We start from the raw sequence: 25744 nt of genomic DNA, 5'->3' as shown, positions 1-25744 counted from the left end.
CTCCGTTGCGCAGGACCGCCAGATGTGCGGGCCGTCGGGACGTCACCCTACCGATCGAGCGAAGTAAGGCCGCCCTCACACCGGCGCACACCAGGTTAAGTTAGGCAATGCTAGCCTTCCCCGATGCGGATCTTCAGTCGCGCATCGCGCGCCCCTCGTGCCCTGACCCTCGCCTCCACGGCCCTCCTCGGCGCCGCCCTCGTCGCCGGTTGTGGCAGTTCGTCGACCTCCTCGGACGCGCCGTCGTCCTCTGCCTCCGCGGCCGCCGGCGGGGACACCGTCACCGTCACCCACAAATTCGGTGAGACCACGATTCCCGCCGACCCCAAGCGCGTCGTCACCGCCGGCTGGATCGACCAGGACTTCGTGTTGTCCCTCGGCGTGGTGCCGGTCGGCAGCCGCGGCGGCTACTTCGAGAACTACGACGGCTTCCCCTGGGTGCAGCAGGAGACCGGGGGCAAGGGCGTGCCCGCCATCGAGGGTGACTCCATCAACTTCGAGGGCATCGCCGCGGCCAAACCCGACGTGATCTTCGCGATCAACGAGACGGTCGACCAGAAGACCTACGACCGGCTCTCGCAGATTGCCCCCACCGTCGTGCAGTCCGCGGACTACCCCGACGAGGAGACGCCGTGGAACGTCCAGCTGCTGACCACGGGCAAGGCCCTCGGGCGCGAAGATCAGGCCCAGAAGCTCGTCGACCAGGTCGACGCCAAGTTCGCCGAGGCCAAGGCGGCCCATCCCGAGTTCGCCGGCAAGAAGCTGGTGTCGGACTTCACCTCGGAACCCAACGCGCACTACCTCATTGGCAAGGGTGATCCGCGCAACGCGATCTTCGACGGACTCGGACTCGACACCGGCGACACCATCGGCGACGTCTCCGAGGAGAAGCTGAACCTGCTCGACGGTCCCGCGTTGTTCGTCAACGGCCTGTCCAAGGAGCAGATGGCAGACGTCCCGGCCTTCCAGCGGCTCGCCGTGGTCCGCGACGGGCGGACGCTCTACGCCGGTTCGGATTCCACCCTCAGCGGTGCGATCGCCTTCGGGGGCCCCAACGCGATGATGTACGCCCTCGACAAGCTGGTCCCCCAGCTCGCCAACGCGTACACGGGCAAGCCGGTGGAGGACCTCTCCGGCGCCTAGCCTCCCCGCGAGGTGCGCCCCTCTGGGTGCCCCCCTTCCCCGCGAGCAGACGCAAACGTGCAGCAACGACAGGCGTGTCGCGCACGTTTGCGTCTGCTCGCGGGCTAGGGGGTGAGCTCCTTGGCGATGAGTGGACCCAGTTCGTCCAGCACCTCGGCGTCCAACAACTCCGAATGCGCACAGTCGAGCGCGACGACCTTCAGCTCACCGCCGACGTGCTCGCGCCAACCCTCCGACGCCACCCCGGTCAGGTTCATCTCCAGCCGCGTGGCGTCGACGAAGAACACGTCGCCGTCGTAGCGGCCGTAGTCGGCACCCAAGGTCAATCTCTCTGCGGCGACGTAGTTCTCGACGACACGACCGATCTGCACGTCGTCGAGGATCGAGATCGCGTCGTCGCTGGCGCGCACCAGCGCCACGGCCTCGTCGACGCTCATCCGGGCACCGGGGTCGACCGAGTAGCCCATCTCCCGCAGCAAGCCGGCCAGCACGGCCTCGGCGTCGAAATCGTCGTCGTCGGCGGCGACGTCGGTGCGGGCGTCGAGCATTCCCACGAACGACACCTCACGGCCGCGCCGCACCAGTTCCTCCGCGACCAGCAGTGCCAGAGACCCACCGAACGACCAGCCAAGCAGCCTCACCGGCCCCTGCGGCGCGACGTCATCCACCCGGTCGGCGTACCACGCTGCGAGGGTGTCGATGCCCTCCGGCCACGAGCCGCCACCGAACAGCGGCGACTGCAGACCGTAGAGCGGAACATCATGCGGCAGATGCATCTTCAGCCCCGCGAACTGCCAACTGAGTCCGCTGGCCGGGGCCAGACAGAACAACGGCGGCGCCGAGCCCGAGGCGCGCAGCGCCAACACCGGCGCCAGACCGACCGCCGCCGACCCCGCCTCCGCGGCCAGGAGCGCAGCCACCTCGGCGACCGTCGGGGCGACCATCAGGTCGGTCACCGCCACCTCGACGTCGAACTCCCGTCGGATCGCCGACGCCAGTCGCACCAGCAGAAGCGAATGACCACCGAGGGCGAAGAAGTCGTCGTCGATCCCGGACACGGTCGTCCCGAGGACGTCGGAGAACAACACGCACAGGCGCTCCTGCACCGGCGTCTCCGCCGGCCGGCCGCCGCCCGTGACGAGTTCGGGCTCCGGCAGCGCCCGGCGATCCAGCTTTCCACTTGGCGTCAACGGATAGGCGTCGAGTTCGACGTACGTCGACGGGACCATGTGGCTCGGAAGCGACGCGCTCGCATGACTCCGCAGCGCGTCCGCCGCCGGCTCCTCGACACCGGTGGCGCGGAGGTAATACGCCACCAACACGTCCCCACGGACCACCACGCGCGCCGACGCGACGGCCGGATGGGAGGCCAGCACGGTCTCGATCTCGCCGGGCTCGATCCGGACGCCCCGCAGCTTGATCTGCTCGTCGGTGCGGCCGAGGTACTCCAGCATCCCGTCGCGTCGCCGGCGCACGGCGTCCCCGGTCCGGTACATCCGCGCACCGGCCTCGAAGGGGTTGGCCACGAAGCTCTGCGCGGTCAGTCCGTAGCGGTTCAGGTAGCCGTCGGCCAGTTGCACCCCGGCCAGGTACAGCTCACCGGTTGCCCCGACCGGGACGGGTTCGAGGTACTGGTCCAGAACGTAGGCCCGAACGTTCCAGCCCGGCACCCCCAGGGCGACGGGCCCGCCGTCGGCGGTCCACCCCAGCACGTCGACGGACGCCTCAGTCGGGCCGTACAGGTTGTGCAATGGGACGTCGAGGACGGCGGACAGGCGCGTCACCAGCTCGCTCGACAGCGCCTCCCCACCCACGGTGATCCGCGTCAGCGACGTGCACCGCGCGACGGCCGGTTCGTCGAGGAAGAGTTCCAGCATCGACGGCACGAAGTCCACCGCGGTGACCCCGTGGGCGACGATCGTCTCGGCCAGGTAGGCCGGGTCGCGATGACCACCGGGGCGGGCCACCACCAACGCCGCGCCGACGCTCAACGGCCAGAACACCTCCCACACCGAGGTGTCGAAGCCAATCGGTGTCTTGACCAGCATCCGGTCCTCGCGCCGGAGTGGATACGCATCCTGCAGCCACGCAATCCGATTCACGATGCCGGCATGTGGCACCGAGACACCCTTGGGCCTTCCGGTCGAACCGGAGGTGTACAGGACGTAGGCCGCCTGTCCCTGGTCCACGCCAGCCGGTGACCCATCGGTGTCACCGCACGCACCAACCACCGCGTACGGATCGTCGAGCACCACTGCAGGTTTGGCGTCGGAGGTCATGTACGCCAACCGGTCCGTCGGGTAGTCGGGGTCCAGGGGGAGGAACGCCGCCCCCGACTTCGCGACCGCGACCAGCGCGACGATCAGCTCCACCGACCGTTGCAGCGACACCCCGACCATCGCGCCGGGAAGAACACCGTCCTCGACCAGCTGGGCGGCCAAGCGGTCCGTCCATCCGTCGAGTTCGGCATAGCTCAGCCCGCGCCCCTCGAAGACCACCGCGGTCGCGTTCGGAGTTCGCGCGGCCTGTCGAGAGACCAACGCGCCCAACGTCATCGGCTCGATCTCATGGGTGGTGCGGTTGCGTTCCACCACCAGGTGCTCGCGCTCGGCGTCATCGAGTAGGGCGACGGCACCGATGGGGAGATCCGCGTCGGCGGCCGCGCCGAGAATCCCGAGGAGCCGCCTGGTCAGAGTTCGCACCGTGGACTCGTCGAAGAGATCCGCGCCGTACTCGGCGACGATCGTGGCACCGTCCTCACCGGAGTCGACGAGTGTGAAACCGAGGTCGAACATCGCCGCCGACGACTCGACATCCAGCCATTGCGTTGCCAGGCCGAACATCTCGGCGTCGGCGCCGTCACGGCGGTGGTAGCCGACGAACACGCCGAACAGCGGGTTGCGACCCGCGACGCGGGGTGGGTTGAGCGCCTCGACGAGCCGCTCGAATGGCAGCTCCTGATGGGCGAACGCAGCCAGGTCGGCCGCCCGCACCCGGGCGAGCAGCTCGCCAAAGGTCGGGTTGCCCGACACGTCGACGCGCAACACCACGGTGTTGACGAAGAAGCCGACCACGTCGTCGAGGGCGCTGTCGGCGCGACCCGCGACGGGTGTCCCGACGACGACGTCGTCACCGACCCCCAACCGGTGCAGGAGTACCGCGACCGCGGCATGAAGCACCATCACGGGGCTCATCTGATGATCGGCGGCCACGGTACGAATGGCCTCGACGACGTCCACGGGAAGGTCGAGGTGGACGGTACCCCCGACCCCGCTGGGCCTCGTCGGTCGCGGCCGATCGGTCGGCAGGACCAGCTCGTCGGGGGCGCCGGCCAGAGCCGCGCGCCAGTACGTCAGCTGCTCCTCCCCGACGGCGGCCAGCACCTCGCGCTGCCACAGCGTGTAATCGGCGTACTGCACCGGCAACGCGGGCAAGTTCGGGTCCGCGCCGGCCACCCGCGCGGCGTAGGCACGGTCGAGGTCGGCGAGGAAGGGCCGGTCGGACCATTCGTCGGTGGCGATGTGGTGCAACAGAATCGAGACCACGTGATCCTCGCCGTGGATCCGCAGCACGTCGACGCGCAGCGGGATCTCCGACGTCAGGTCGAAGCGGTGCGCCGTCGCCGCCGCGACCCGGTCGGTGACGTCGTCCTCGACGCAGTCGCGCACGCCGACTGGCACCGCGGTTCCGACGGGCCGGATGCACTGTCGCGGGACGCCGTCGCGGTAGTCGAAGACCGTCCGCAACGACTCGTGCCGGTCGACGACGTCGCCGAACGCGGCCCGCAACGCCTCGACGTCGAGCGGCCCACGCACCCGGAACACCACGGGGTAGCCGTAGGCCAGCCCGGTCTCGCCGAGGCGGTCCAGCACCAGCAGCCGTTCCTGCGCGGGTGAGGTGGGCACCACCTCGGGACGACGACCCGCCGTCAACGCCGGACGGGTCGTCGCGGCGGTGGGCCGCGAATCCACCAGCGCAGCAAGGGCGGCAACGGTGGGGGCGTCGAAGACGTCGCGGATGGACGTCTCGACCCCCAAGGCGGTCCGCATCCCACCGATCAGCCGGATGCTGAGCAGCGAATGGCCGCCGAGGTCGAAGAAGTCGTCCTCCACGCCGACCTCGTCGACGCCGAGCACCTCGCCGAAGATCTGGCAGAGGGTCGCCTCGGTCGCCGACTGCGGCGCCCTGCTGGGTACGCGCTGGGTGGTCTCGACCTGCGGCAGAGCCCGTACGTCCAACTTTCCGTTGTCGGTCAACGGAAGCCGCGCCAGGACAGCGATGGCCGAGGGCACCATGTACGCGGGCAACGTTCCCTTGAGATGCGTGCGCACCGCAGCGGTCAACGCCGCGCTCCGGTCGTCGGCCAGGTCGTCGGCGTCACCGGGTACCACGTAGGCGATCAGCCGATGGGACCCGGAGGTGGCGGGGTCGGGACGAGCGACTACCGCGGCCTGCCTCACCCCGGGATGAGCGGCAACGGCGCTCTGCACGTCGCCGACCTCCACGCGGTAACCGCGAATCTTGACCTGGTCGTCGGTGCGGCCCAGGAAGTCGAGGTTGCCGGCCCGGTCGTCGGCGGCGCGCCGCCGCACCACCAGGTCACCGGTTCGGTACATCCGGCCGCCGGTGTCGAAGGGATTGGCCACGAACCGCCCGGCACTGAGTCCGGGCCGCCCGAGATACCCCCGGGCCAGGCCGGCTCCGGCGATGTAGAGCTCACCGGGCACGCCGTCGGGCACGGGCCGCAACCAGGGGTCCAGGACGTGTGCCCGGGTGTTCCAGATGGGTGTGCCGACCGTCGGGGTCGCGCTGTCGTCGGTACCGCCACCGAGGGTGTTGATGGTGTATTCCGTTGGGCCGTAGAGGTTGTATCCGTAGGTGGTGTCGCTGTCTCGCAACCGGTTCCACACCTCGACGGACACGGCCTCGCCGCCGAGTAACACCAGGACCGGTGGATGTCCCTGGCCGTCGAGCAGGCCCTGGTCGAACAGCAGTTGGGCATAGGTGGGTGTCACGTTGACCACGTCGACGCGGTGGGCGTGGCAGTAGGCCACCAGTGCGGTGGCGTCGCGACGCAGGTCCTCGTCGCAGACGTGCACTTCGTGGCCCTCGACGAGCCACAGCAGTTCCTCCCACGACATGTCGAAGGAGAACGACACCGTGTGGGCGATCCGCAACCGTCGACCGCCTGCCTTCGCGATCGCCGGTTCGAAGATCGCCGCCCGGTGGTTGAGGTGCATGTTGGTCAGGCCGCGGTGGGGGGTGACGACGCCCTTCGGCCTGCCCGTCGAACCGGAGGTGTAGATCACGTACGCGGGGTCGTCCGGTGACGGCGTGGCGCCGTCCCAGTCGGTGGCCTCGGCCGCCAGTTGGGCCGTCACGTCCGCGGCGTCGAGGACGATCAGGGGGCACTGCGCCACGGTCGAGATCCGTGGCGCCACGGCGGTCGTCACGAGCAGACGTGTCGGGGCCGCGTCCTCGAGCATGACCGCCAGTCGCTCGTCGGGGTAGTCCAACTCGAGCGGGAGATAGGCAGCACCCGCCCGCAACACGGCAAACAGGGCTACCACGGCGTCGACGGAACGTGGAATCGCCAGGGCCACCGTCTGTTCGGGTCCGACACCACGGGCGCGCAAGAGTCGCGCGAGCCGGTTGACCCGCGCGTCCAATTCGGCGTAGACGACGCTGTCGGAACCGCAGACCAGCGCCGTCGACTGCGCCGACTCCGCGCACCTCTGCGCCAGCAGGTCCATGACCGTCGCATCGGGAAGCTCGTGGCGGTTCAGGTCGTCACGCGCGATCAGCCCCTCGGTCTCCGCGGGCAAGGACGTCGGCACCGCGGCAAGGGGCGTCGACGCGTCGACCATCGAGAGCATCACCTGGCGAAGGCGGTCGATCAGACGCTGGGCGTCGGCCCGGTCCACCACGTCCGGTCGGTACTCGAGCTTGACCCACAGTTCACGGCCGGGTGATGCCACCCACGTCAACGGGTAGTGCGACGCGTCGACCGAGTCATGACCGACGATGCCGTAGTCCGACTCCATGTCGGTGAAGGTGTCGTCGCCCAGGAAGTTCTGCAGCACGTAGAGGCTGTCGAAGAGCGGCCCGTTGCCGACGCCCATGGCACGCTGAATGTCGCCGAGGCCCAGATACTCGTGGTCCATCAACGCCAGGCGGTCGGATTGCACGGCGCGCATCGTCTCGGCGACCGATCGACTGGGCTGCAGCCGAATTCGGGTCGGGACCGTGTTGAGGAACAACCCGATGACGTCCTCGATGCCGTCGAGGTCCGTCGGCCGTCCCGCCACGGTGGAGCCGAAGACGACGTCGTCGCGGCCGGTCTCGTAGGCCAGCACCATGGCGAGGGCCGTGCCGATGAGCGCGTTGAGGGTGACACCGGCATCACGCGCGGCGTGCGACAGCATCGCAGTCTGGTCCTGGGTCAGCGTGAAGTCCACGCGCCGCGCCAGCGTGGGGTCGGTGCCGACGGCCGTGGGGACCAGCAGGGTCGGTCCGTCGAGGTCCGCCAGCGCGCTCGCCCACCGGCGGGCCGACGCGTCACGATCCTGGTCGGCGAGCCAGCGCAGGTAGTCGGTGAAGTGGGCGACGGGCTCGGGCAGGTGCGCCGCGACACCCGTTCGGGCGGAGCGATATTCGGCGAACAGTTCGCGCAGCAGCGACTCCCGTGACCACCCGTCCAGCAGCAGGAAGTGGTAGCTGAAGATCAGCCGGTCACCCGCGGCCGTGCGCACGACGGTCATCCGCGCCAGCGGAGGCGAGGTCAGGTCGAACGTGCGGAGCCGGTCGGCTCCGGTGATCTCGGCCAGCCGCTCCTCCAGATCGGCTGCCGCGACGTCGGACAGGTCGACCATCTTGGGTTCGCAGACGGGATCCTGCACGATCGCGGCGACCGGATGAGGGAGTCCGTCGGCGAGGAAGGCCGACCGCAGTACGGGGTTGCGCGCCATCACCGCCGAGTACGCCGTGCGCAGCGCCGCGGGGTCGACCGGCTCGACGAAGTCGAAGACGTTCTGCACGACGTACACCGCGGCCCGTGCGTAGCTGGCCTGGAAGTAGACACCTTCCTGCAGCGGTGAGAGCGGCCAGACGTCCTGCACCGTAGCCGTCGTCGCGGCCGTCACGCGGTCGAGGTCTGCTTGCGACAGGTCGACCAGCGTCACGTCCGACGGCGTCAGGGAGGACGACGACGTCGACGACGGCCCACCGGCCAGCGCACCCATCTCCCGCAGCACTGCGGTCCAGTGCCGGGCCAACTCGACGGTGGCGTCCTCGCCGAACTCCCCGTCGGCATAGGTGAGCGTCGCGCGCAGCACCGGCCCGTCGGTCGTCTCGTCACAGACGGCGTTGATCTCGAGCAGGTAGGGCGTGCCGAGGTCGGGGTCCGGCCCGCCGCGCAGGGCCGTCGCCTCGGGGGCAGAGTCCCAGTCGTCGGTGCCGTCGACCGGCCACCGGCCGAGGTAGTTGAACAGCAGTTGCGGGCCGGGCAGGCGCCCGAGGGCCGCCGCGGTGCGCGGGTTGCAGTAGCGCAGCTGGCCGAACCCCAGACCGCCGTCGGCCACCATGCGCAGCCGCTCCTTGGTGTCCTTGAGCACGGCCAGATGGTCGTCGGTGTCGTTGGCCGACAACCTAACCGGTGCGATGGCGGTGAACCAGCCGACGGTGCGGGAGAGGTCCAGGTCACCCCAGCCGTCGCGGCCGTGTCGCTCCAGGTCCAGTACCAGTGGCGCGTCCGGGCGCACCCCACGCGCGCGTCGCCACCGTCGTACGGCGGTCGACAGCGCCGCCGTCAACGTCTCGGTGACGTCGGCGTTGGCCAGCGCGGGGACGACCGTCAACAGGGGGAGCGTCTCCTCGACGGTCAGCCGGATCTCGTGGTCGCGCGTCGAACCCACGGTGAGGCCGGTGGCGTCGACGCGACCGTCGAGTTCGCCACCCGGTGCCAACGTGGCGGTCCAATGCTCGAACTCGGCCAATCGTGCTGCCTGCTGAGCACTTTCGTGCACCACTCTCGCGTAGGTCCGGATCGAGGTCGGCACCGCGGGGAGTGCGGCCGGCTGGCCGGCACGCACGCTGTCGAAGGCCTGGACGAGGTCGTCGACCAGGATGCGCCAGGACACGCCGTCGACCGCGAGGTGGTGCACCGTCAGCAGCAACCGGCCTTGCCGATCCGCGCCGAGGTCGAACCACACGGCCGCGACCAGAGCCCCCGCCTCGGGGTCGAGACGGTCTGCGGCAGCGTCGGATTCGGCCCCGATCGCATCGACGAGCTCGTCGTCGCCGAACGTGGAGGCGTCCACGCGCACGACCGACACCGGCGGCGCGACGATCGTCTCCAGCGACCACAGCATCGGGACGGGCCGCTGCAGGCGCAACCCCAGCGCATCGTGGCGCGCGACCACGGCGGCGAGCGCGGCGTCGAGAAGCTCGGTGGTCGCCCCGGCCGGGGTGAGCAGCAGCTCGGACTGATTGAGCCGCTCGACACTCCCGCCGAGCTCGGCCAGCCTCTCCACGATGGGTGTCGGCATGACTTCGCCGAGATCGGGTCCGACGTCGTCCGGCGCGGTCGAGGGCGCGGCGTCCTCGGCCGTGGCGGCGAGCGCTGCCGGGGTGCGCTGGACGAAGACCTGCTGCGGGGTGATCCGCACGCCCGCACGGCGAGCCCGGTTCACCAGCTGGATGGCGACGATGCTGTCACCGCCCACGGTGAAGAAGTCGTCGTCGACGCCGACCGACGTGCCGAGGATCTCGGAGCACAGAGCCGCCAACGTCTCTGCGGTACCACCCGTCGCCGACGGCACGGATGCGACCGGCGCCGCGGTGGGTGCCGGCAGGGCGGCACGGTCCAGCTTGCCGTTGACGGTGAGCGGCAACGCATCCAGCTCGACGAGTGCCGACGGCACCATGTAGTCGGGCAGACGGGTGGCCAGCTCGGCCCTCGCGGTGGCGACGTCGAGCCGGGCGCGGCCGACGAGGTAGCCGACCAGCCGACTGCGGCCCGTCTCGTCCGATCGGACCGCGGCGGCGGCATTGGTGACGCCGGTCAGCGCGGCCAGCGCGGACTCCACCTCGCCCAGTTCGATGCGATATCCGCGCACCTTGACCTGATGATCGGAGCGTCCGACGTAGACCAATTGGCCGTCGTCGGTCCTGGTGGCGGTGTCACCGCTGCGGTACAGCAGGCTGCCGTCACCGTCGAACGGGTTGGCGACGAACCGGGTCGAGGTAAGCCCCGGCTTCCCGACGTAACCGCGGGCCAGTTGCCCTCCGGCGACGTAGATCTCGCCGACCACCCCGGTGGGGACGGGCTGCAGGGACTGGTCGAGCACGTGGATGGCCAGCCCGGGTATGGCGTCGCCGACGACGCTGCCGACGGTGCTCCTCGCATCGGCCGCCTCCAGCGGCCGGTGCGACACGTGCACGCATGTCTCGGTGATGCCGTACATGTTGACCAGCCGCGGCGAGTCGGCCTCGTGCCGCTCGTACCAGGCGCCCAAACGGCTGATGTCCAGCGCCTCGCCACCGAAGACGACGTAACGCAGCGAGTCGAGCGCGCGGGGCCGTCGGCGGTCGGCCTCGATCAGGGGGTAGAACGCCGACGGGGTCTGGTTGAGCACCGTAACCCCTTCGGCGCTCAGCAGTTCCAGGAACCGGTCGGGATCCCGGGCGACGGTCTGGTCGACCACCACCAGATGGCCACCGTGCAACAGCGGACCCCACAGCTCCCACACCGAGAAGTCGAAGGCCGCCGAGTGGAACATCGTCCAGACGTCCTCTGGTCCGAAGTCGAACAGCGTCGAGGTGCCGTCGAACAACGCCGCGACGTTGCGGTGGGTGACGGCGACGCCCTTGGGCACACCGGTGGATCCGGAGGTGTAGATGACGTAGGCCTCGTGATCGGCGTCGGACGCCGGTACCGCCGGCGTCGCGGCACGTGCACGGGCGACCTCGTCGACCACCACGCTCGGCACGGCCGCGGTGACCGACTCGGGCAATCGGTCTCGGCGGTCGACCAGAAGACAGACCGGTGCCGCGTCGGTGACGATGTGTCTTTGGCGCGACTCGGGTGAGTCGACGTCCAGTGGCACGTAGGTACCCCCGGCCTTCACGACGGCGAGCAGGGCGACGATCAGATCCAGCGAACGTGGCAGTGCCACAGCCACTCTCGATTCGGCGCGGACTCCCAGTTCCCTCAGCGTCGCCGCGACGGACGACGCGCGCTCGTCGAGCTCGGCGTAGGTCAGACGGTCTTGGCCGCAGCTGACCGCGATGCGACGGGGATGCTCGGCGACGACGGTCGCGAAGGACTCACCGAGCGTGCGGTCCGGTCCGCGCCGCACGGAGGTCGCCGCGGTCAGGCCACGTTCGGCGGCGGTGCGTACGTCCAGGTCCCCGACGGGGGTGTCCGGACGTTCGGCGAACACGTCGAGGATGCGCTCGACGCGTTCGGCGAACCGGTCGGCTTCGGCAGCGGTCACCGCGTCGGCGTCGTACTTGATCTCGACGGTCAGCCGGTCGCCGAGGTAGGCCACCAGCGCCACCGGGTAGTGCGGCGAGTCAGTGCCGGTGAACCCTCGAAAGTGCAGCGCACGTGGGTCGTTCGACGACTCGTCGGATGTCGTCGGGAAGTTCTCGACGACCACCATGGTGTCGAAGAACTCGCGTACCCCGGCGAGCTTGGCCAGTTCGGCCAGCCCCACGTGCTGAGCGTCGAGGACGGCGCTCTGCTGCTCCTGCAGGGCAGTCATGACCGACAGCACCGAGGTGTCGAGGCTCCACGACATCGGCACAGGAAGGGTGTTGATCAGGAGGCCGACGATCGAGTCGGTGCCCGCGAGCGCGCCACCACGGCCGGAGACCGTGGACCCGAACACCACGCGACTCCGGTCGAGGAGCCGACCGAGCAGCAGCCCCCACGCCCCGTGCACCACGGTGCCGAGGGTCACGCCACATTCGCGGGCCGTGCGGGTGAGGGCCGAGGTCAGGTCGGCGGAGAGTCGCCGCGTCGAACTTCGGTGCTCGCCAACGTTGGTCGTCTCGTCGAACAGTCGTGTCGGTTCGACACCGTCCAGCACCGCCGCCCACGCCTGTCGCGCGGATTCCTGGTCGCCACCGCGGACCGCCTCGACGTGATCGCGCAGCGTCGCGGTCAACGGGGCGGGCCCCGGGCCGAGACCCAGCGTCGCGTTGTACTGGGTGACGACGTCGCCGAACAGCACGGGATAGGACCACCCGTCGGCGACGATGTGGTGCATCGTCTGAATCAATCGGTGCTCCTCGGCGCTCAGCGAGACCACCGCATGGCGAACCAACGGCGGCGACGCGAGGTCGAATGGGCGCGACAACTGCTCGCGGGCGACGTCGTCGAGGCGTCGCAGCGCCGTCGGCGCGTCGAGATCGGATGCGTCGACGACCTCGAGGACGACGGGCACTTCTGCCCAGATCACCTGCGCGATCCTGCCGTCGCCTAGTTCGTGGAAACCCGCCCGCAGCGCCTGGTGCCGCGCGACGACGGCGGAGAGGCTGCTGCGCAACGCTTCCGGGTCGAGCGGACCCGACAGCTCGGCGATCTGCTGGACGCGGTAGGCGTCGACGTGATCGTCGGTTCCTGCGCCGAGGGTGCCGTGGACGTACATGCCCTCCTGCAGTGGCAGCAGTGGCAGCACGTCGTCCACCTCTCCCGTCGACTGCCAGCCGTCGAGGTCGTCCTGATCGAGATCGACGAGCGGGAAGTCAGACGGGGTGTGACCGGCAAGGGCCTCGCATCGGGTCAGTGCGGTCATCGCGGCCGACCATCGCTCGGCCAACTCGTCGACGTCGTCGGCGTCGATCAGCCCACCTGGCCACGACAGGGTGACCGTGAGGCGGGTGCCGTCGTGCCCGTCTTCGGCGAGGGCGTTGATCTCCAGGGCCACCGCCGGATTGGTGGGGTCGACGCCCTCGCGCAGCGCGCCGAAACCGGCGACAGGTTCCCAGGGCCGGCCGCTACCGCCGGAGAACCGTCCGAGGTAGTTGAACAGGATCTGGGGTGCGTCGCCGGCGACGGGCCTGGCCGGATCGAGGTGCCTCAGCGCCCCGTAGCCGAGCCCGCGGCTCGGGGTCGAGCGCAGCTGTTCCTTGACCGACCTCATCGCCGCCGCCAATTTCGGGCCGGCGTCCAGTACGTCGGCCCACTCGACGAGACCGGGGTCGACGCGCACCGGGTAGATGGCGGTGAACCATCCGACGGTGCGGGAGGGGTCGAGGTGCCCGGCCCGGTCGGTGCCGACCACATCCGGCTCGCGACCGTGCCCCTCGAGGTTCACCAGCGCCGCGGTGCTCGCCCCATACCCGCGATCGGCGCGCCAGCGGGCCAATGCCAGGGCGAGGGTGCCGAGCAGTACGTCGTTGACCCCACCGTGGAAGGCGGCGGGCACCGATGACAGTAGCGCCCCACCGACGTCGGGCGGCAGGGAGAAGCTCTGGCTGACGACGGTTCTCGCCGTGTCGACGACGGGATCCAGCCGTCGGTGGCCGAGGTCGGGATCGGGTGTGGTCGACAGGTCGTTCCAGTACGCCGCCTCGGTGTCGAACCGGCGGGCGGTGACGGCCTCGGCCCAGGTGCGGAACGAGGTGGGTACGTCGTCGAGCGCGGGAGTGCGGCCGGCGCTGACGTCGGCCCACGCGGCGGCAAGGTCGTCGACGATGATGCGCCAGGACACGCCGTCGACGACGAGGTGGTGCACGACCAGCAGCAACTGTCCCCCGCCGGAGTCGCCGCGGTACCAGACGGCCCGCACCATCGTGCCGTCCTCGGGCACGAGTTCAGCTGCGGCGACGGCGATTGCGTCGGCCGCCTGAGACGCGGTCACCTTGCCGTCGCGGACGGACAGCACCGAGCAGGCAGGCACTAGCTCGGCCGGGACGGTCAGGGTCCACCCGTCGGTGCCGACGTCGAGTCGCGCGCGCAGCATGTCGTGGGTGTCCAGGATCGCCTGCAGCACTCGCTCGAGTTGGTCGCCGGTCATCCCGTCTGGGGTGGCCAGCACCGTCGACTGGTAGAAGTTGGACAGGGGCGTGTTGGCGGCGGCGGTCTCGGCGAGCATGGGCGTGAGTGCGATTCGGCCGACGCCGCTGTCGGCTGCGGCCGCGGGTGCGGCGGCCTGCGTGATGGCGGCCAACGCCGCCACGGTCCGGCGGCGGAAGACGTCGCGCGGGGTCAGGTGCAGACCGGCCTTGCGCGCCCGGCCCGACACCGCGATCGAGGAGATGCTGTCGCCTCCCAGGGTGAAGAAGTCGTCGTCGATGCCGACGTGCGGCAGACCGAGGACGTCGGCGAAGACGTTCGCCAGCAACGCTTCCCGGTCGTCACGCGGATCGCGGGATTCACCGGCCGCGGGTACGACGGGTTCCGGTAGGGCGCGGACGTCGAGCTTGCCGTTCACCGTCAGCGGTATCTCGTCGACGAAGCCGTAGAGCGCAGGCACCATGTAATCGGGCAGGACCTGCGACACCGCCGACCGCAACTCCGCTGCGGTCTCGGGATCCGTGGCCGTGGAATTGGATTCGTCGCGGACGACGTAGCAGACGAGCTGCTTGACCGACTCCGACGGACCGGGGCGTGCCACGGCGACGGCCTGTCTGACCCCCGGCAACGCGGACAGCGCCGCGGCGACCTCGCCGAGTTCCACCCGGTATCCGCGAATCTTCACCTGGTCGTCGCTGCGGCCCAGGAAGTCCAGCATGCCGCCGGAGTCCGGTCGACGGACCACCAGGTCACCCGTGCGGTACATCCGGCCGCCGTCGTGGAAGGGATCTGCGACGAACCGGTCGGCGGTCAGGGCAGGCCGGTCGAGGTAGCCCCTGGCCAGACCGGCGCCGGCGATGTAGAGCTCACCCACCACGCCGTCGCCCACCGGGCGCAACCAGGAATCCAGGACGTAGGCCCTGGTGTTCCAAATCGGTTGACCCACGGTCGGTGTGGCGCTGTCGTCGGTGCCCGCACCGAGGGTGTTGATGGTGTATTCGGTGGGCCCGTAGAGGTTGTAGCCCGAGCCCGCGGGCAGGTCGCGCAGCCGGCGCCACACCTCGTCGGAGACGGCTTCGCCGCCGAGCAGGACCAGGGTGGGCGGGTGTCCCACCGCCAGCAGACCCTCCTCGAACAGGTGGTGGGCGTAACTGGGTGTCACGTTGACCACGTCGACGCGGTGCTCGTGGCAGTAGGCCACCAGTGCGGTGGCGTCGCGGCGCAGGTCCTCGTCGCAGACGTGCACTTCGTGGCCCTCGACGAGCCACAGCAGTTCCTCCCACGACATGTCGAAGGAGAACGACACCGTGTGCGCGACCCGCAGCCGTCGACCGCCTGCCTTCGCGATCGCCGGTTCGAAGATCGCCGCCCGGTGGTTGAGCTGCATGTTGGTCAGACCCCGGTAGGGCGTCACCACACCCTTGGGGCGCCCGGTGGAACCGGACGTGAAGATGACGTACGCCGGGTGATCGAGGCGTTGCGGGCCAACGCTTCTCGCGAATTCGCCGAGTTCGGCGTCGGTGAGGGCGTCGGCCGTCGTACGGGTCAACGCCTCCCGGATCGCCGGGTGGTCGAGGCGAAGAACGGCCGCGCCGCGGCGCTCCTGGTGCTCGGCCAGCTCGGTGTGGTCACGGTGACAGACGAGCAGCACCGGTTGGGCGTCGTCGAGCATCCCGGTCAGCCGTGAGAGTGGGTGGTCGCGTTCCAGCGGTAGGTAGGCGGCGCCGGTGCGGAGCACGGCGAACAAGGCGACCACCATGTCGGCCGACCGTGGCAGAGCGAGCGCGACGACGCGCTCCGGGCCTGCCCCGCTCGCGATGAGCTGACGCGCGAGTTGGTTGACGCGGCCGTCGAATTCGGCGTAGGTCAGCCGGGTGTCGCCGAACACCAGCGCGGTGTCCTGCGGGCAGCTGCGGGCCCGGTCGGCCAGTAGGTCGGCGATGGTCTCGTCGCCGACGCCGTGTTCGGTCGACCGCCACTGCGCCGTCAGCGCGGCGCGTTCGCCGGGCAGGGCCAGGTCCAGGTCGCCGACCGTGGCATCCGGGTGGGTCAGCAGCACCTCCACTGTGCGGACGAGCCGCTCGACCATCGCGGTCGCGGCGTCCACGGCGACCACGTCGGGCCGATACTCGAGTTTGATCGTGAGTCGTTCACCGGGGGTCAGCACCCAGGTGAGCGGATAGTGCGTGGTGTCGACGAAGTCGACGCCGACGATGCCGTGCTGGCGTTCGAAGTCGGCGAACGTGTCGTCGTCGAGGAAGTTCTGCAGGACGTAGAGCGTGTCGAACAGCGGTTGGTGGCCGGTGCTGCGCGTGACGTCTCCGAGTCCGACGTAGTCGTGGGCCATGAGGTCGAGCCGGAAGTCCTCGACGCGCCGAAGGAGGTCGGCCACGGTGTCGTCCGGTGCGGCCTGTACGCGGGTCGGGATGGTGTTGAGGAATTGCCCGATGACGTGCTCCACCCCTGGCAGCTCGGGCGGGCGACCGGCCACCGTGGTGCCGAACACGACGTCGGTGCTGCCGGTCCGATGGCCGAGCACCAGACCGAGCGCCGTGGTGAGCACCGTGTTGGCCGTCGTCGCCTGGGTCTTGGTGTGGCCCTCGAGTCGGGCGGTCACCTCCCGGGACAGCTCGCCGTAAACACGTCGGGGCAGCGCGGGTTCGCCGCCGACGGCATCGGGTGCCACTAGCGTCGCCTCGGCCAGTCCGGCCAGGGCGTCGGACCAGGCCCGCAGCGACTCGGCCTGATCCTGGGCGTCGACCCACCGCAGGTAGTCGACGTAGGTGGCACCCGCAGGGGGCAGCGCGCCGCGGATGCCGCGAGAGTCGTACAACGCGAACAACTCTCGAAGCACCAGCTCACGGGACCAGCCGTCCCACAACAGGAAGTGGCAGGTGAGCAGCAGCCGGTCCCCACGCCCCGGCAGACGGATCACCGTCAGTCGCACCAGCGGAGGCATCCGAAGGTCGAAGGGCTTCTCGGCGTCGGCGTGCATCACCTCGGCGAGTTGACGGTCGGCGTCCTCGCCGCTTCGGTCCGACAGGTCGACGAGGGCGACCTCAGCCGGGACGAACCGGCCGACGTACTGGACGGGGCGTACCAGATCCTCACTGGTGAACCCCGCGCGCAGATTGTCGTGGCGTGAGAGCAGAGCGCCGAAGGCCGTGCGCATCACGTCGACGTCGAGGTGGTGGTCGAAGTCGAAGACGTTCTGCGCCAGGTAGGTGTTGACGTCGTCGGTGTAGGTGGACTGGTAGTAGACGCCCAGCTGCAGCGGCGACAGGGGCCAGACGTCCTGCACCTCGACGGGGCACCCGCCGACGAGCCGGGCGAGGTCGTCGTCGGAGAGCCCGTGCCAGGCCGGCTGCTCGGGTTCGCTCGGTGGAGCAGGGTCGGCGACGACGGGCCGTGCGGCGAGTGCGTCCTCGAGCGCCCGTGGGGTGCGCAGCGCGAAGAGCTCCCGGGTCGAGATGGTGACGCCAGCGCCGGCGAGGCGGTTGACCACCCGCAGCGCGAGCAAGCTGTCTCCGCCGAGTGCGAAGAAGTCGTCGTCGATGCCGATCGTGGCCACGCCGAGCACGCCTTCGAAGGTGTTGCACAGCAATGACTCCCGCGCGTTCCTGGCGGTGATCGTGGAGGTCGAGAGCACCGGCTCGGGAAGCGCCGAGCGGTCCCGCTTGCCGTTCGGCAGCAGCGGCACCTCGACCAGCTCGGTCACGGTCGCGGGTACCAGATGCGCAGGCAGCCGATCGGCAAGCGCCGCGCGGAACGTCGCCTGGTCGACCGGGGCCGCGCCGCGCGGGACGACGTAGGAGTCGAGGCGAGCCTTGCCGTGCGCCCCGTGGCGCACCCTGACCACGGCGTCGGCGACGGCGGGCAGCCCGACGAGTGCCGCCTCCACCTCGCCCAACTCGACGCGGAAGCCGTTGAGCGTCACCTGGTCGTCGGCGCGGCCGAGGAATTCGACCTCGCCGCCGGGAGTCCACCGCGCGAGATCACCGGTGCGATAGAGCCTTTGGCCGTCTTCGACGAAGGGGTCGGCGACGAAGCGGGCAGCCGTGGCACCGCTCTGACCGTGATAACCGCGGGCGAGCTGAACGCCGCCGACGTAGACCTCGCCGACGGCACCGGGCGCCACCGGCGCCAGATCGGGTCCAAGCAGGAGGATGCGCACTCCCGGCACCGGGCGGCCCAAGGTGATCGGCCCGTCGGCGGCCACCGGTGCGGCGAGCACGTCGCCCGCCACCTCGGAGGACCCGTAGGAGTTGACGATCTCGGCTTCCGGAGACACCCGGCGCAGCGCGGCGACGGTGCCCAGGTCCAGAGCCTCACCACTGCAGATCCATCGCCGAACGCCGGCCAGACGGTCGGGTGCGGCCTCGGCCATTGCGGCGGCCAAGCTCGGCACGGCCAGCAGCTGGGTGGCGCCGACGGCGCCGACCATGTCGGCGAGGGCGGCGGCATCCCGCGCGGTGTCCTCGTCGGCGATCACGGCCATCGCCCCGGCCACCAGCGCGCCGAGCAGTTCGGTGGTGCCGTCGACGAAGCTCACCGAGCTCTTGACGACACGCACGTCGCCTCGGTCCCCGGCCCAGGTCTCCGCGGCCCACCGCAGGCGATTGGCCAGCGCGCCGTGGGTTCCGACGGTGCCTTTGGGCAGCCCGGTGCTGCCGGAGGTGTAGACGACCGATGCGGCGTCGTCCGGTTCGACGGCGACGGCGCCGTGTCGGGTGACGGGACGGGCGTCGACGGTCACGACGGTTGCGTCGTGGGGCGGCAGAGGCGTGCCGTCCGTCACGATCACTCGGGGGCGGGAGTCGTTCAGCATGAACGTGATTCGTGCGTCGGGATAGTTCGGGTCGACGGGCAGGTAGGCGGCGCCGGCACGCAGGACGGCCAGCAGGGCGACCACCATCGCGTTGCCGCGAGCGGTGGCCACGGCGACGACGTCGCCACGTCCGACGCCAGCCTCGACGAGCACGCTCGCCAACCGGCTCGCCTCGTCGTCGAGTTGGCCGTAGGTCAGGGATCCGCCGGCGTCGGTGACGGCCACGGCGTTCGGGTTGCGGTCGACCCGCTCGGCGAGGGCCTGGGTGACCGTGCCCCGCCATGCCGGTGCGCCGGTGCCGGCGAGCAGGACCGAGCCCTGTTCGTCGGGTGTGAGGACGGCGAGCTCGCGGCAGGGCATGTCGCCGCGTCGGACGATCGCGGTGAGGACTCGCCGGTAGAGGTCCAACACTCGACGTGCGGTGACCTCGTCGACCCGGCCGAGATCGTGCGTCACGCCGACGACGAACGGGTGGGCCGGCCTGACCATCAGGGTCAGGGGATAGTGCGGTGCCTCGACGACGCCGACCGACCGCACTCGGACACTGGCGTCTTGGCGCTCAGGGGCGGGATCGTTCTCGACGACGACCAGCGTGTCGAACAGGTCGTCGACCCCGACGGCCTGCTGGACGTCCGCGAGGGGGACGTGGTGGCACTCGAGCAGCGCGGTCTGGGCGTCGGCGTAGCGCCGGACCACGGTCAGCAGGGAATCGTCTCCCTCCCAACGCGTCCGGGCCGCGATGGTGTTGATGAGCAGCCCGACCATGTCGTCGACGCCCGCGACGTCGACGCCCCGGCCCGACACCGTCGACCCGAAGACCACGTCGGTGCGTCCGGTGAGCCGACCCACCGCCACGCCCCAGGCCGCACCGACGACGGCGCCGACGGTGACGCCATGACCGGCGGCCCATCGGGCGAGGTCGTCGGCGACGTCCGCGTCGAGCATCGTGCTGACCTTGCCGAACCCCTCGGTCGGTGAGGTGGGGTGCGGCAACGCATCCGAGAGGCGCGTCGACTCCTCGACGCCGTGCAGCTCGCTGCGCCATGCGTCGAGCGCCTCCGTCGTGGCGGCCGTCGAGAGCCACGTCAGATAGTCGCCGTAGCGGGGTGCGGGTGGCAGCGGCGTGGTCGGATCATCGTGCAGAGCAAGCAGTTCCCGCAACACGATGGGCACCGACCAACCGTCGGCGACGACGTGATGGACGGTCTGGATCAGCACGTGCCGATCGGCGGACAGACGCGCCAATGCGTACCGCATCAGGGGTGGCCGGGCCAGGTCGAACGGTCGGCCACGTTGCTCGGCGGCCAGGTCCCGAACTCGACGCTCGGCGGCGGCGGTGTCGAGGTCCGCGAGGTCGACGAACTCCCAGGGCATCTTGGTCGTCGCTCCGATGACCGAGACGACGCTACCGTCGCCGATCGGCCGGAAGGCGGCGCCGAAGTGGGGGTGCCGCGCGAGGATGGCGTCGGCCCCGGCCCGGAGGCGCTCGTCGTCCACCGGTCCGCTCAGCTCGACGATCTGCTGCACCACGTACGGGTCGACGTCGGCGTAGGTGGAGTGAAAGTAGATGCCGGCCTGCAGCGGCGATGGCGGCAGCACGTCGAGCACGTCACCCAGCGCGTCGACGTCGGACTGGGTCAGCGCGACGAGCGGGAAGTCCGACGGGGTTGGGCCGCTCACGGCGTCGCTGCCCGCGAGCACCCCGAGCGCGTCCGACCACAGCCGCGACAGCGACTGCACCCGCGTCTCGTTCAGCACACCGGAAGGCCAACTGAAGACGGCCTCGAGCCGTGGGCCGTCGTCGGTCTCCACGGTGACGGCGTTGACCTCGACGGCCCTTGGCAGCGGCATGCGGGGATCGCGGTCCTCGGCAACGGCGTCCTCGGCCAGGGTCCACGGCGCGGAGCCCGCGCCGGCGAACCTGCCGAGGTAGTTGAACAGCACCTGGGGCTGGACCGCCAGGTCGGGGCGCGGCCGACCGGACAGGTAGCGCAGCGCGCCGTAGCTCAGACCGTTGCGAGGCACCACCCGCAGGCACTCCTTGACCGCCTTCACCGCGGCACCCAACTCCGGACCGCCCGACATCAGCCGATCCCACGGAGCCCCACCGGGGTCGACCTCGACGGGGAACAGCGTGGTGAACCAGCCAAGGGTACGGGTGAGGTCGAGGTGTTCGCCTGCCGCACCGAGGTGTTCGGCCTCACGGCCGTGGCCCTCGAGTTCCAGAAGCACCGACGACGACTCACCGTCGCGCCACTGCGCCAGTGCCATGGCCAGCGCCGCCACCAGCACGTCGTCCACGCCACCGCGGATGGCGTTCGGCACCGGCCCGAGCAGGCGGGCCGTGACGTCGACGTCGAGACGCACCGTCAACCTCTCCTCGGTGGCGACGGCGTCGACCGCCGGGTCGAGCGGCCTGGTGCCGATCGGCGATTCGGCTGCGGCAGCGGCGACGCCCGACCAGTGGTCCTCGTCGGCGGCGAAGACACCGCTACTCGTCGCGGCCCTCAGCGCATCGGACCATTGGCGAAGTGGCGTGTCGGGTCGGTCGATCGCGATCGGCTGTCCCGCAGACAGGTTCGCCCACGATGCGCTGAGATCCTCGGCCAGCAGTCGCAGTGATACGCCGTCGACGACCACGTGGTGCACGACGATGACGAGGCGTCCGGGTACGTCGACGCCGGCGTCGAGCCACACCACCTGGAGCATGCGTCCGCCGCGTGGGTCCAGGCGACCCACGGCCAGCGCGCGCTGTGCGGCGCCGAGTGCGTCGGCGTCGCCGTGGAGTGCCACCCTGGACAGCACGTCGGCCGCCGTCACGGCTCCCCTGCCGGGGATCGTCAGTCCGGCGGGCTCGGCGGTGCTCGTCTGGGCGCGGAGGACGTCGTGGCAGTCGAGCAATGCGTCGACCATGGCGGTGAGGTGCTGGAGCGTCAGCCCGGCGGGGGTGTGGAGGGTGACGGACTGATAGAAGCCGTCGAGGCCACTGACGCCGTCTCCGACCTCGTCGAGCCACGACAGGATGGGTGTCGCACCGACCTCCCCGACCGGATCGACTGTCGCCCGCGTCGCTTCGTCGTCGACTTCGGTTGTCAGGCGCGCCAATTCGGCGGGCGTACGGGCGGTGAAGACGTCGCGTGGGCGGAGCCGCAGCCCGATCCTCCTGGCGCGGCTGATCAGCCCCATCGCCACGATGCTGTCGCCACCGAGGGCGAAGAAGTCGGCGTCGGCGCTCACGCCGGCCACGCCGAGCAGATCGGCGAACACCTCACAGAGGGCCTGGGTGCGCGGGTCGCCGGACGCGACGTCGCTGCCGGCGACCGCACTCGGGCGTGGTGCAGGCAACGCGCGCCGGTCCAGCTTGCCGTTGGCGGTGACGGGGAACTCGTCGAGCACCATCACCGTCGAGGGCACCATGTGCTCGGGCAACGTCGTCGCGCACCAACGGGACAATTCGTCGGCGTCGACCGCGGCGGCGGTCACCACGTAACCGGTCAGCTGCGCACCACCGGACGGGGTGTGGCGCAGGATCACCGCGGCATGGCGAACCAGCGGGTGCGAGGCCAGGACGACCTCGATCTCCTCGAGCTCTACCCGCATTCCGCGGATCTTGACCTGGTTGTCGGCCCTGCCCAGGAATTCCAGAACGCCCTCGGACGTCCAGCGGGCAAGGTCACCGGTGCGGTACATCCGGGTTCCGTCACCGTCGAAGGGATTGGCGACGAAGCGCGATCCGGTCAAGGCCGGTGCGTGAATGTAGCCACGGCCCAACAGGAATCCGGCGGCATAGAGTTCGCCGCCGACACCCACGGGGACGGGCCGGAGGTCGTCGTCGAGGACGTAGAGCTGGGTGTGCGGATTCGGCTTGCCGATCGAGGTCTCGATGCGCTCGGCACTGTCGCGGTAGACGACGTGGGAGACCCCGATGGTCGCCTCCGCCGGTCCGTACCCGTGATACAGCGTCGTCGCCAGTTGGGACCGGAACCGGTCGAACAGTGCCGGCGTCAACACCTCGCCCCCGCACCAGACGTGCTTGAGACCGCTCAGCGGATTCGACACCGTGCCGCTGTGAGCGGCGAGGTCGAGCAAGACGTCGAGCATCGACGACACCAGGTAGACGAAGGTGACCTTCTCCCGCGAGATGAGGTCCAGCAGGTATTGCGGGTCGCGTTCGCCGCCGGGGTCGGCCACCACGACGTACCCGCCGGAGACCAGCGGGAGCAGGATCTCGTTGACCGAGATGTCGAACGACAGCGGAGCCTTGAACAACGAGGCGTCACCCGGTCCGAATCCGAGAACGTCCTCGACCTGCCAGGTGAGCCGTTCGGCGATGGCCTCGTGACGGATCATGGCGCCCTTGGGCTTGCCGGTGGACCCCGAGGTGAAGATGACGTAGGCCAGCTGGCTGCCGTCGACCACGGTCCATGGTGGCGTCGTCGGCCGATCGCCGAAACCCCATGTCCCGAGGTCGATCTCGACCGGCGTCGGATCCTCCGGCGCCGCCGCCCCCGGCGCCACTACGGCGCAGATGGCCCTGGTGTCGGTGAGCACCCGGCGCCTGCGCTCGGCAGGCCACTGCGGGTCGACGGGCACGAATGCCCCACCGGCGGTGAGGATGGCCAGCACCGCCACCACCATCTCCGCCGAGCGCGGCAGCGCGATGGCCACCGTCTGCTCGTGTTCGACGCCCATGGCGCGCAGGTGATGTGCCAATTGGTAGGCCCGGTCGGCCAACTCACGGTAGGTCAACCGTACGTCGCCTGCGACGACGGCCTGCGCGTCGGGGGTCGACTCGACCTGGCGGGCAAAGGCCTCCGTCACCGTCGTCGTGGTGTCGGGCCAGCTCTGGTCGTTCCACTCGCGCAACAGGTCCAGGCGTGCGCTCGGGGTCAGTCCGTCGATGTCGGTCGTCGTCATGTCTCTGGTCGCTCCCGATGAGAATGGTCGGCTGCCCAGGCGCGCCACAGGTGGGCATAGCGCCCACCGGCCGCGACCAGGTCATGGTGGCTTCCTTCTTCGACGACCCGGCCGTGGGCCATCACGATCACCCGGTCCGCCGAGGCGGCCTGGGTCAGACGGTGCGCGATGACGAGCGTCGTGCGTCCCGCCGTGGCTGCGGCGGCGGCCCGCTCCAGGTCACGGGCGCCTTGGCTTCCCGCCTCGGCGGTGGCCTCGTCCAGTACCGCGACGGTGGGGTCGGCGAGCGACAAGCGGGCCAGCGCTAGTTGTTGCGCCTGAGCCGATGTCAGCTCGTGGCCGCCCTCGCCGACCACGGTGTCGAGCCCGTCGTCGAGCGCCGCGACCCACTCCTCGGCGCCAACCGCCCGAAGGGCGTCACGCACCTCGTCATCGGTGGCGTCCGCCTTGGCCAGCCGCAGGTCGTCGACGAGCCGCCCGGCGAAGACGTGGACCTCCTGGCTGACGGTGGCGACGTGTCGGCGGCGTTGCTCGGGCGTCAGATCGGACACCTCGACGCCGCCGATGCGCACCGTGCCCGTTCGCGGTGTGATTGCGCCAGAGGCGATTCCGGCCACGGTCGACTTACCGGCTCCGGTCGCGCCGACGAGCGCCACCCGGTTCCCGGGTTCGACCCGGACGTCGACGCCGCGGACCACGTCGTGGTCGCCGTCGTAGCTGAAGTGCAGGTCGGCCAATTCGAGCGACGTGTCCTCGGGTTCGCGTCCGGGTACCGCTGCGCTACGGCCCGGATCGTCGGGCATGCCGACCAGGCCGACGAGCCGCGCCAGGCTCGCACCAGCGTCCTGAGCCTCGTCGAAGGTGAACAGCAGCTCGCTGATGGGACTGAACAGGCGGTGGAACAGCAGCGCCGCCGCCGTCGTCTGGCCGACCGTGCCGTCACCGGTCTTCACCAGCCAGAAACCGGTCACCAGGATGACGGCCAGGCCGATGAACTCGGCCCGGTTGATGCGTCGGACGAACCGGGTGAAGAGGGTGAACACGGCGAGCGAGATGTCGCGTACCCGGGCGGACGCCGCGGCGATGGCGTCCTGATGCGTCGTGTGCAGATCGTAGGCGTGGACGGTCGGCGCGCCGATCATGCTCTCCATCAACACCTGTGAGCGTTCGGCGATGGCCCGCCGCTCCTCGGCGTACCGCGGCGCCGACCGGGGCAGGTACCACCGCAGGGCGAGGACGTAGAGCGGGATCGCGACCGCACCCGCGATGCCGAGGCGCCAATCCAGGCCCGCCATGGCCGCCAGGGAGATGCCGGCCAGCAGGATCGACGAGAACATCGTGGGGATGACGTCGGAGACCGCCTTGCCGATCGTGGCGACGTCGGTGCTGACGCGGGAGAGCACGTCACCGCGACCCACGCGTTCCACGACCGCCGTCGGCAACGTCAGGGCCCGCTCGACACCGGCTTCGCGCGCGTCGGCCAGCGCGATCGCGCCAAGGCGCCCGATGAGATAGGTGGACAGCCCGTTGGCCAGGCCGCCGACGATCGCCGCGACGGTGAGGACGATCGCGATCACGCCGATGACCGACGGAGGCGATCCGTCGACGATGCGGTCCACCAGCACCCCGAGGACGTACACGGGCAGTACCGCCGCCGCGGCGGCGATGACACCGACGACGAGGGTCAGCAGTACCGCCCCCGCACGATGGCGCATCTCCCGGCGCAGCCACCCGACGGTCTCCCTCCCGGTCGCGACGGGGAGGATTGCGTTGCTCATCGCACCCCTCGGCTCTTCGCGCAAGCGCTCATCGCACCCCTCGGCTCTTCGCGC

At 70.3% G+C, this 25744-nt stretch carries 3 protein-coding genes; 1 reads left to right on the top strand and 2 read right to left on the bottom strand.

Annotation, left to right across the window (positions count from 1 at the left end; translation table 11 throughout):
- The first annotated feature begins 123 nt into the window (after positions 1-123).
- On the top strand, positions 124-1143 hold the full coding sequence (locus H7K45_RS03590; protein WP_263994397.1) for an ABC transporter substrate-binding protein: 1020 nt from the start codon (positions 124-126) through the stop codon (positions 1141-1143).
- A gap of 104 nt (positions 1144-1247) precedes the next feature.
- Here the strand turns inward: H7K45_RS03590 and H7K45_RS03585 are convergent, their stop codons facing one another.
- Together H7K45_RS03585 and H7K45_RS03580 are read right to left on the bottom strand one after the other, a co-directional pair.
- Positions 1248-23912: a non-ribosomal peptide synthase/polyketide synthase gene (locus H7K45_RS03585; protein WP_263994396.1), complete on the bottom strand. Its 22665-nt coding sequence runs from the start codon at positions 23910-23912 to the stop codon at positions 1248-1250.
- On the bottom strand, positions 23909-25690 hold the full coding sequence (locus tag H7K45_RS03580; RefSeq protein WP_263994395.1) for an ABC transporter ATP-binding protein: 1782 nt from the start codon (positions 25688-25690) through the stop codon (positions 23909-23911). Before H7K45_RS03580 ends, H7K45_RS03585 begins: the two co-directional genes overlap by 4 nt.
- Positions 25691-25744: the final 54 nt, after the last annotated feature.

It is taken from the genome of Mycobacterium yunnanensis (genome assembly GCF_025823185.1).
Classification (GTDB): Bacteria; Actinomycetota; Actinomycetes; order Mycobacteriales; family Mycobacteriaceae; genus Mycobacterium; species Mycobacterium yunnanensis.
The sequence above is the reverse complement of the archived record's forward strand: the minus strand, read 5'-3'. Positions and strand labels throughout refer to the sequence as shown.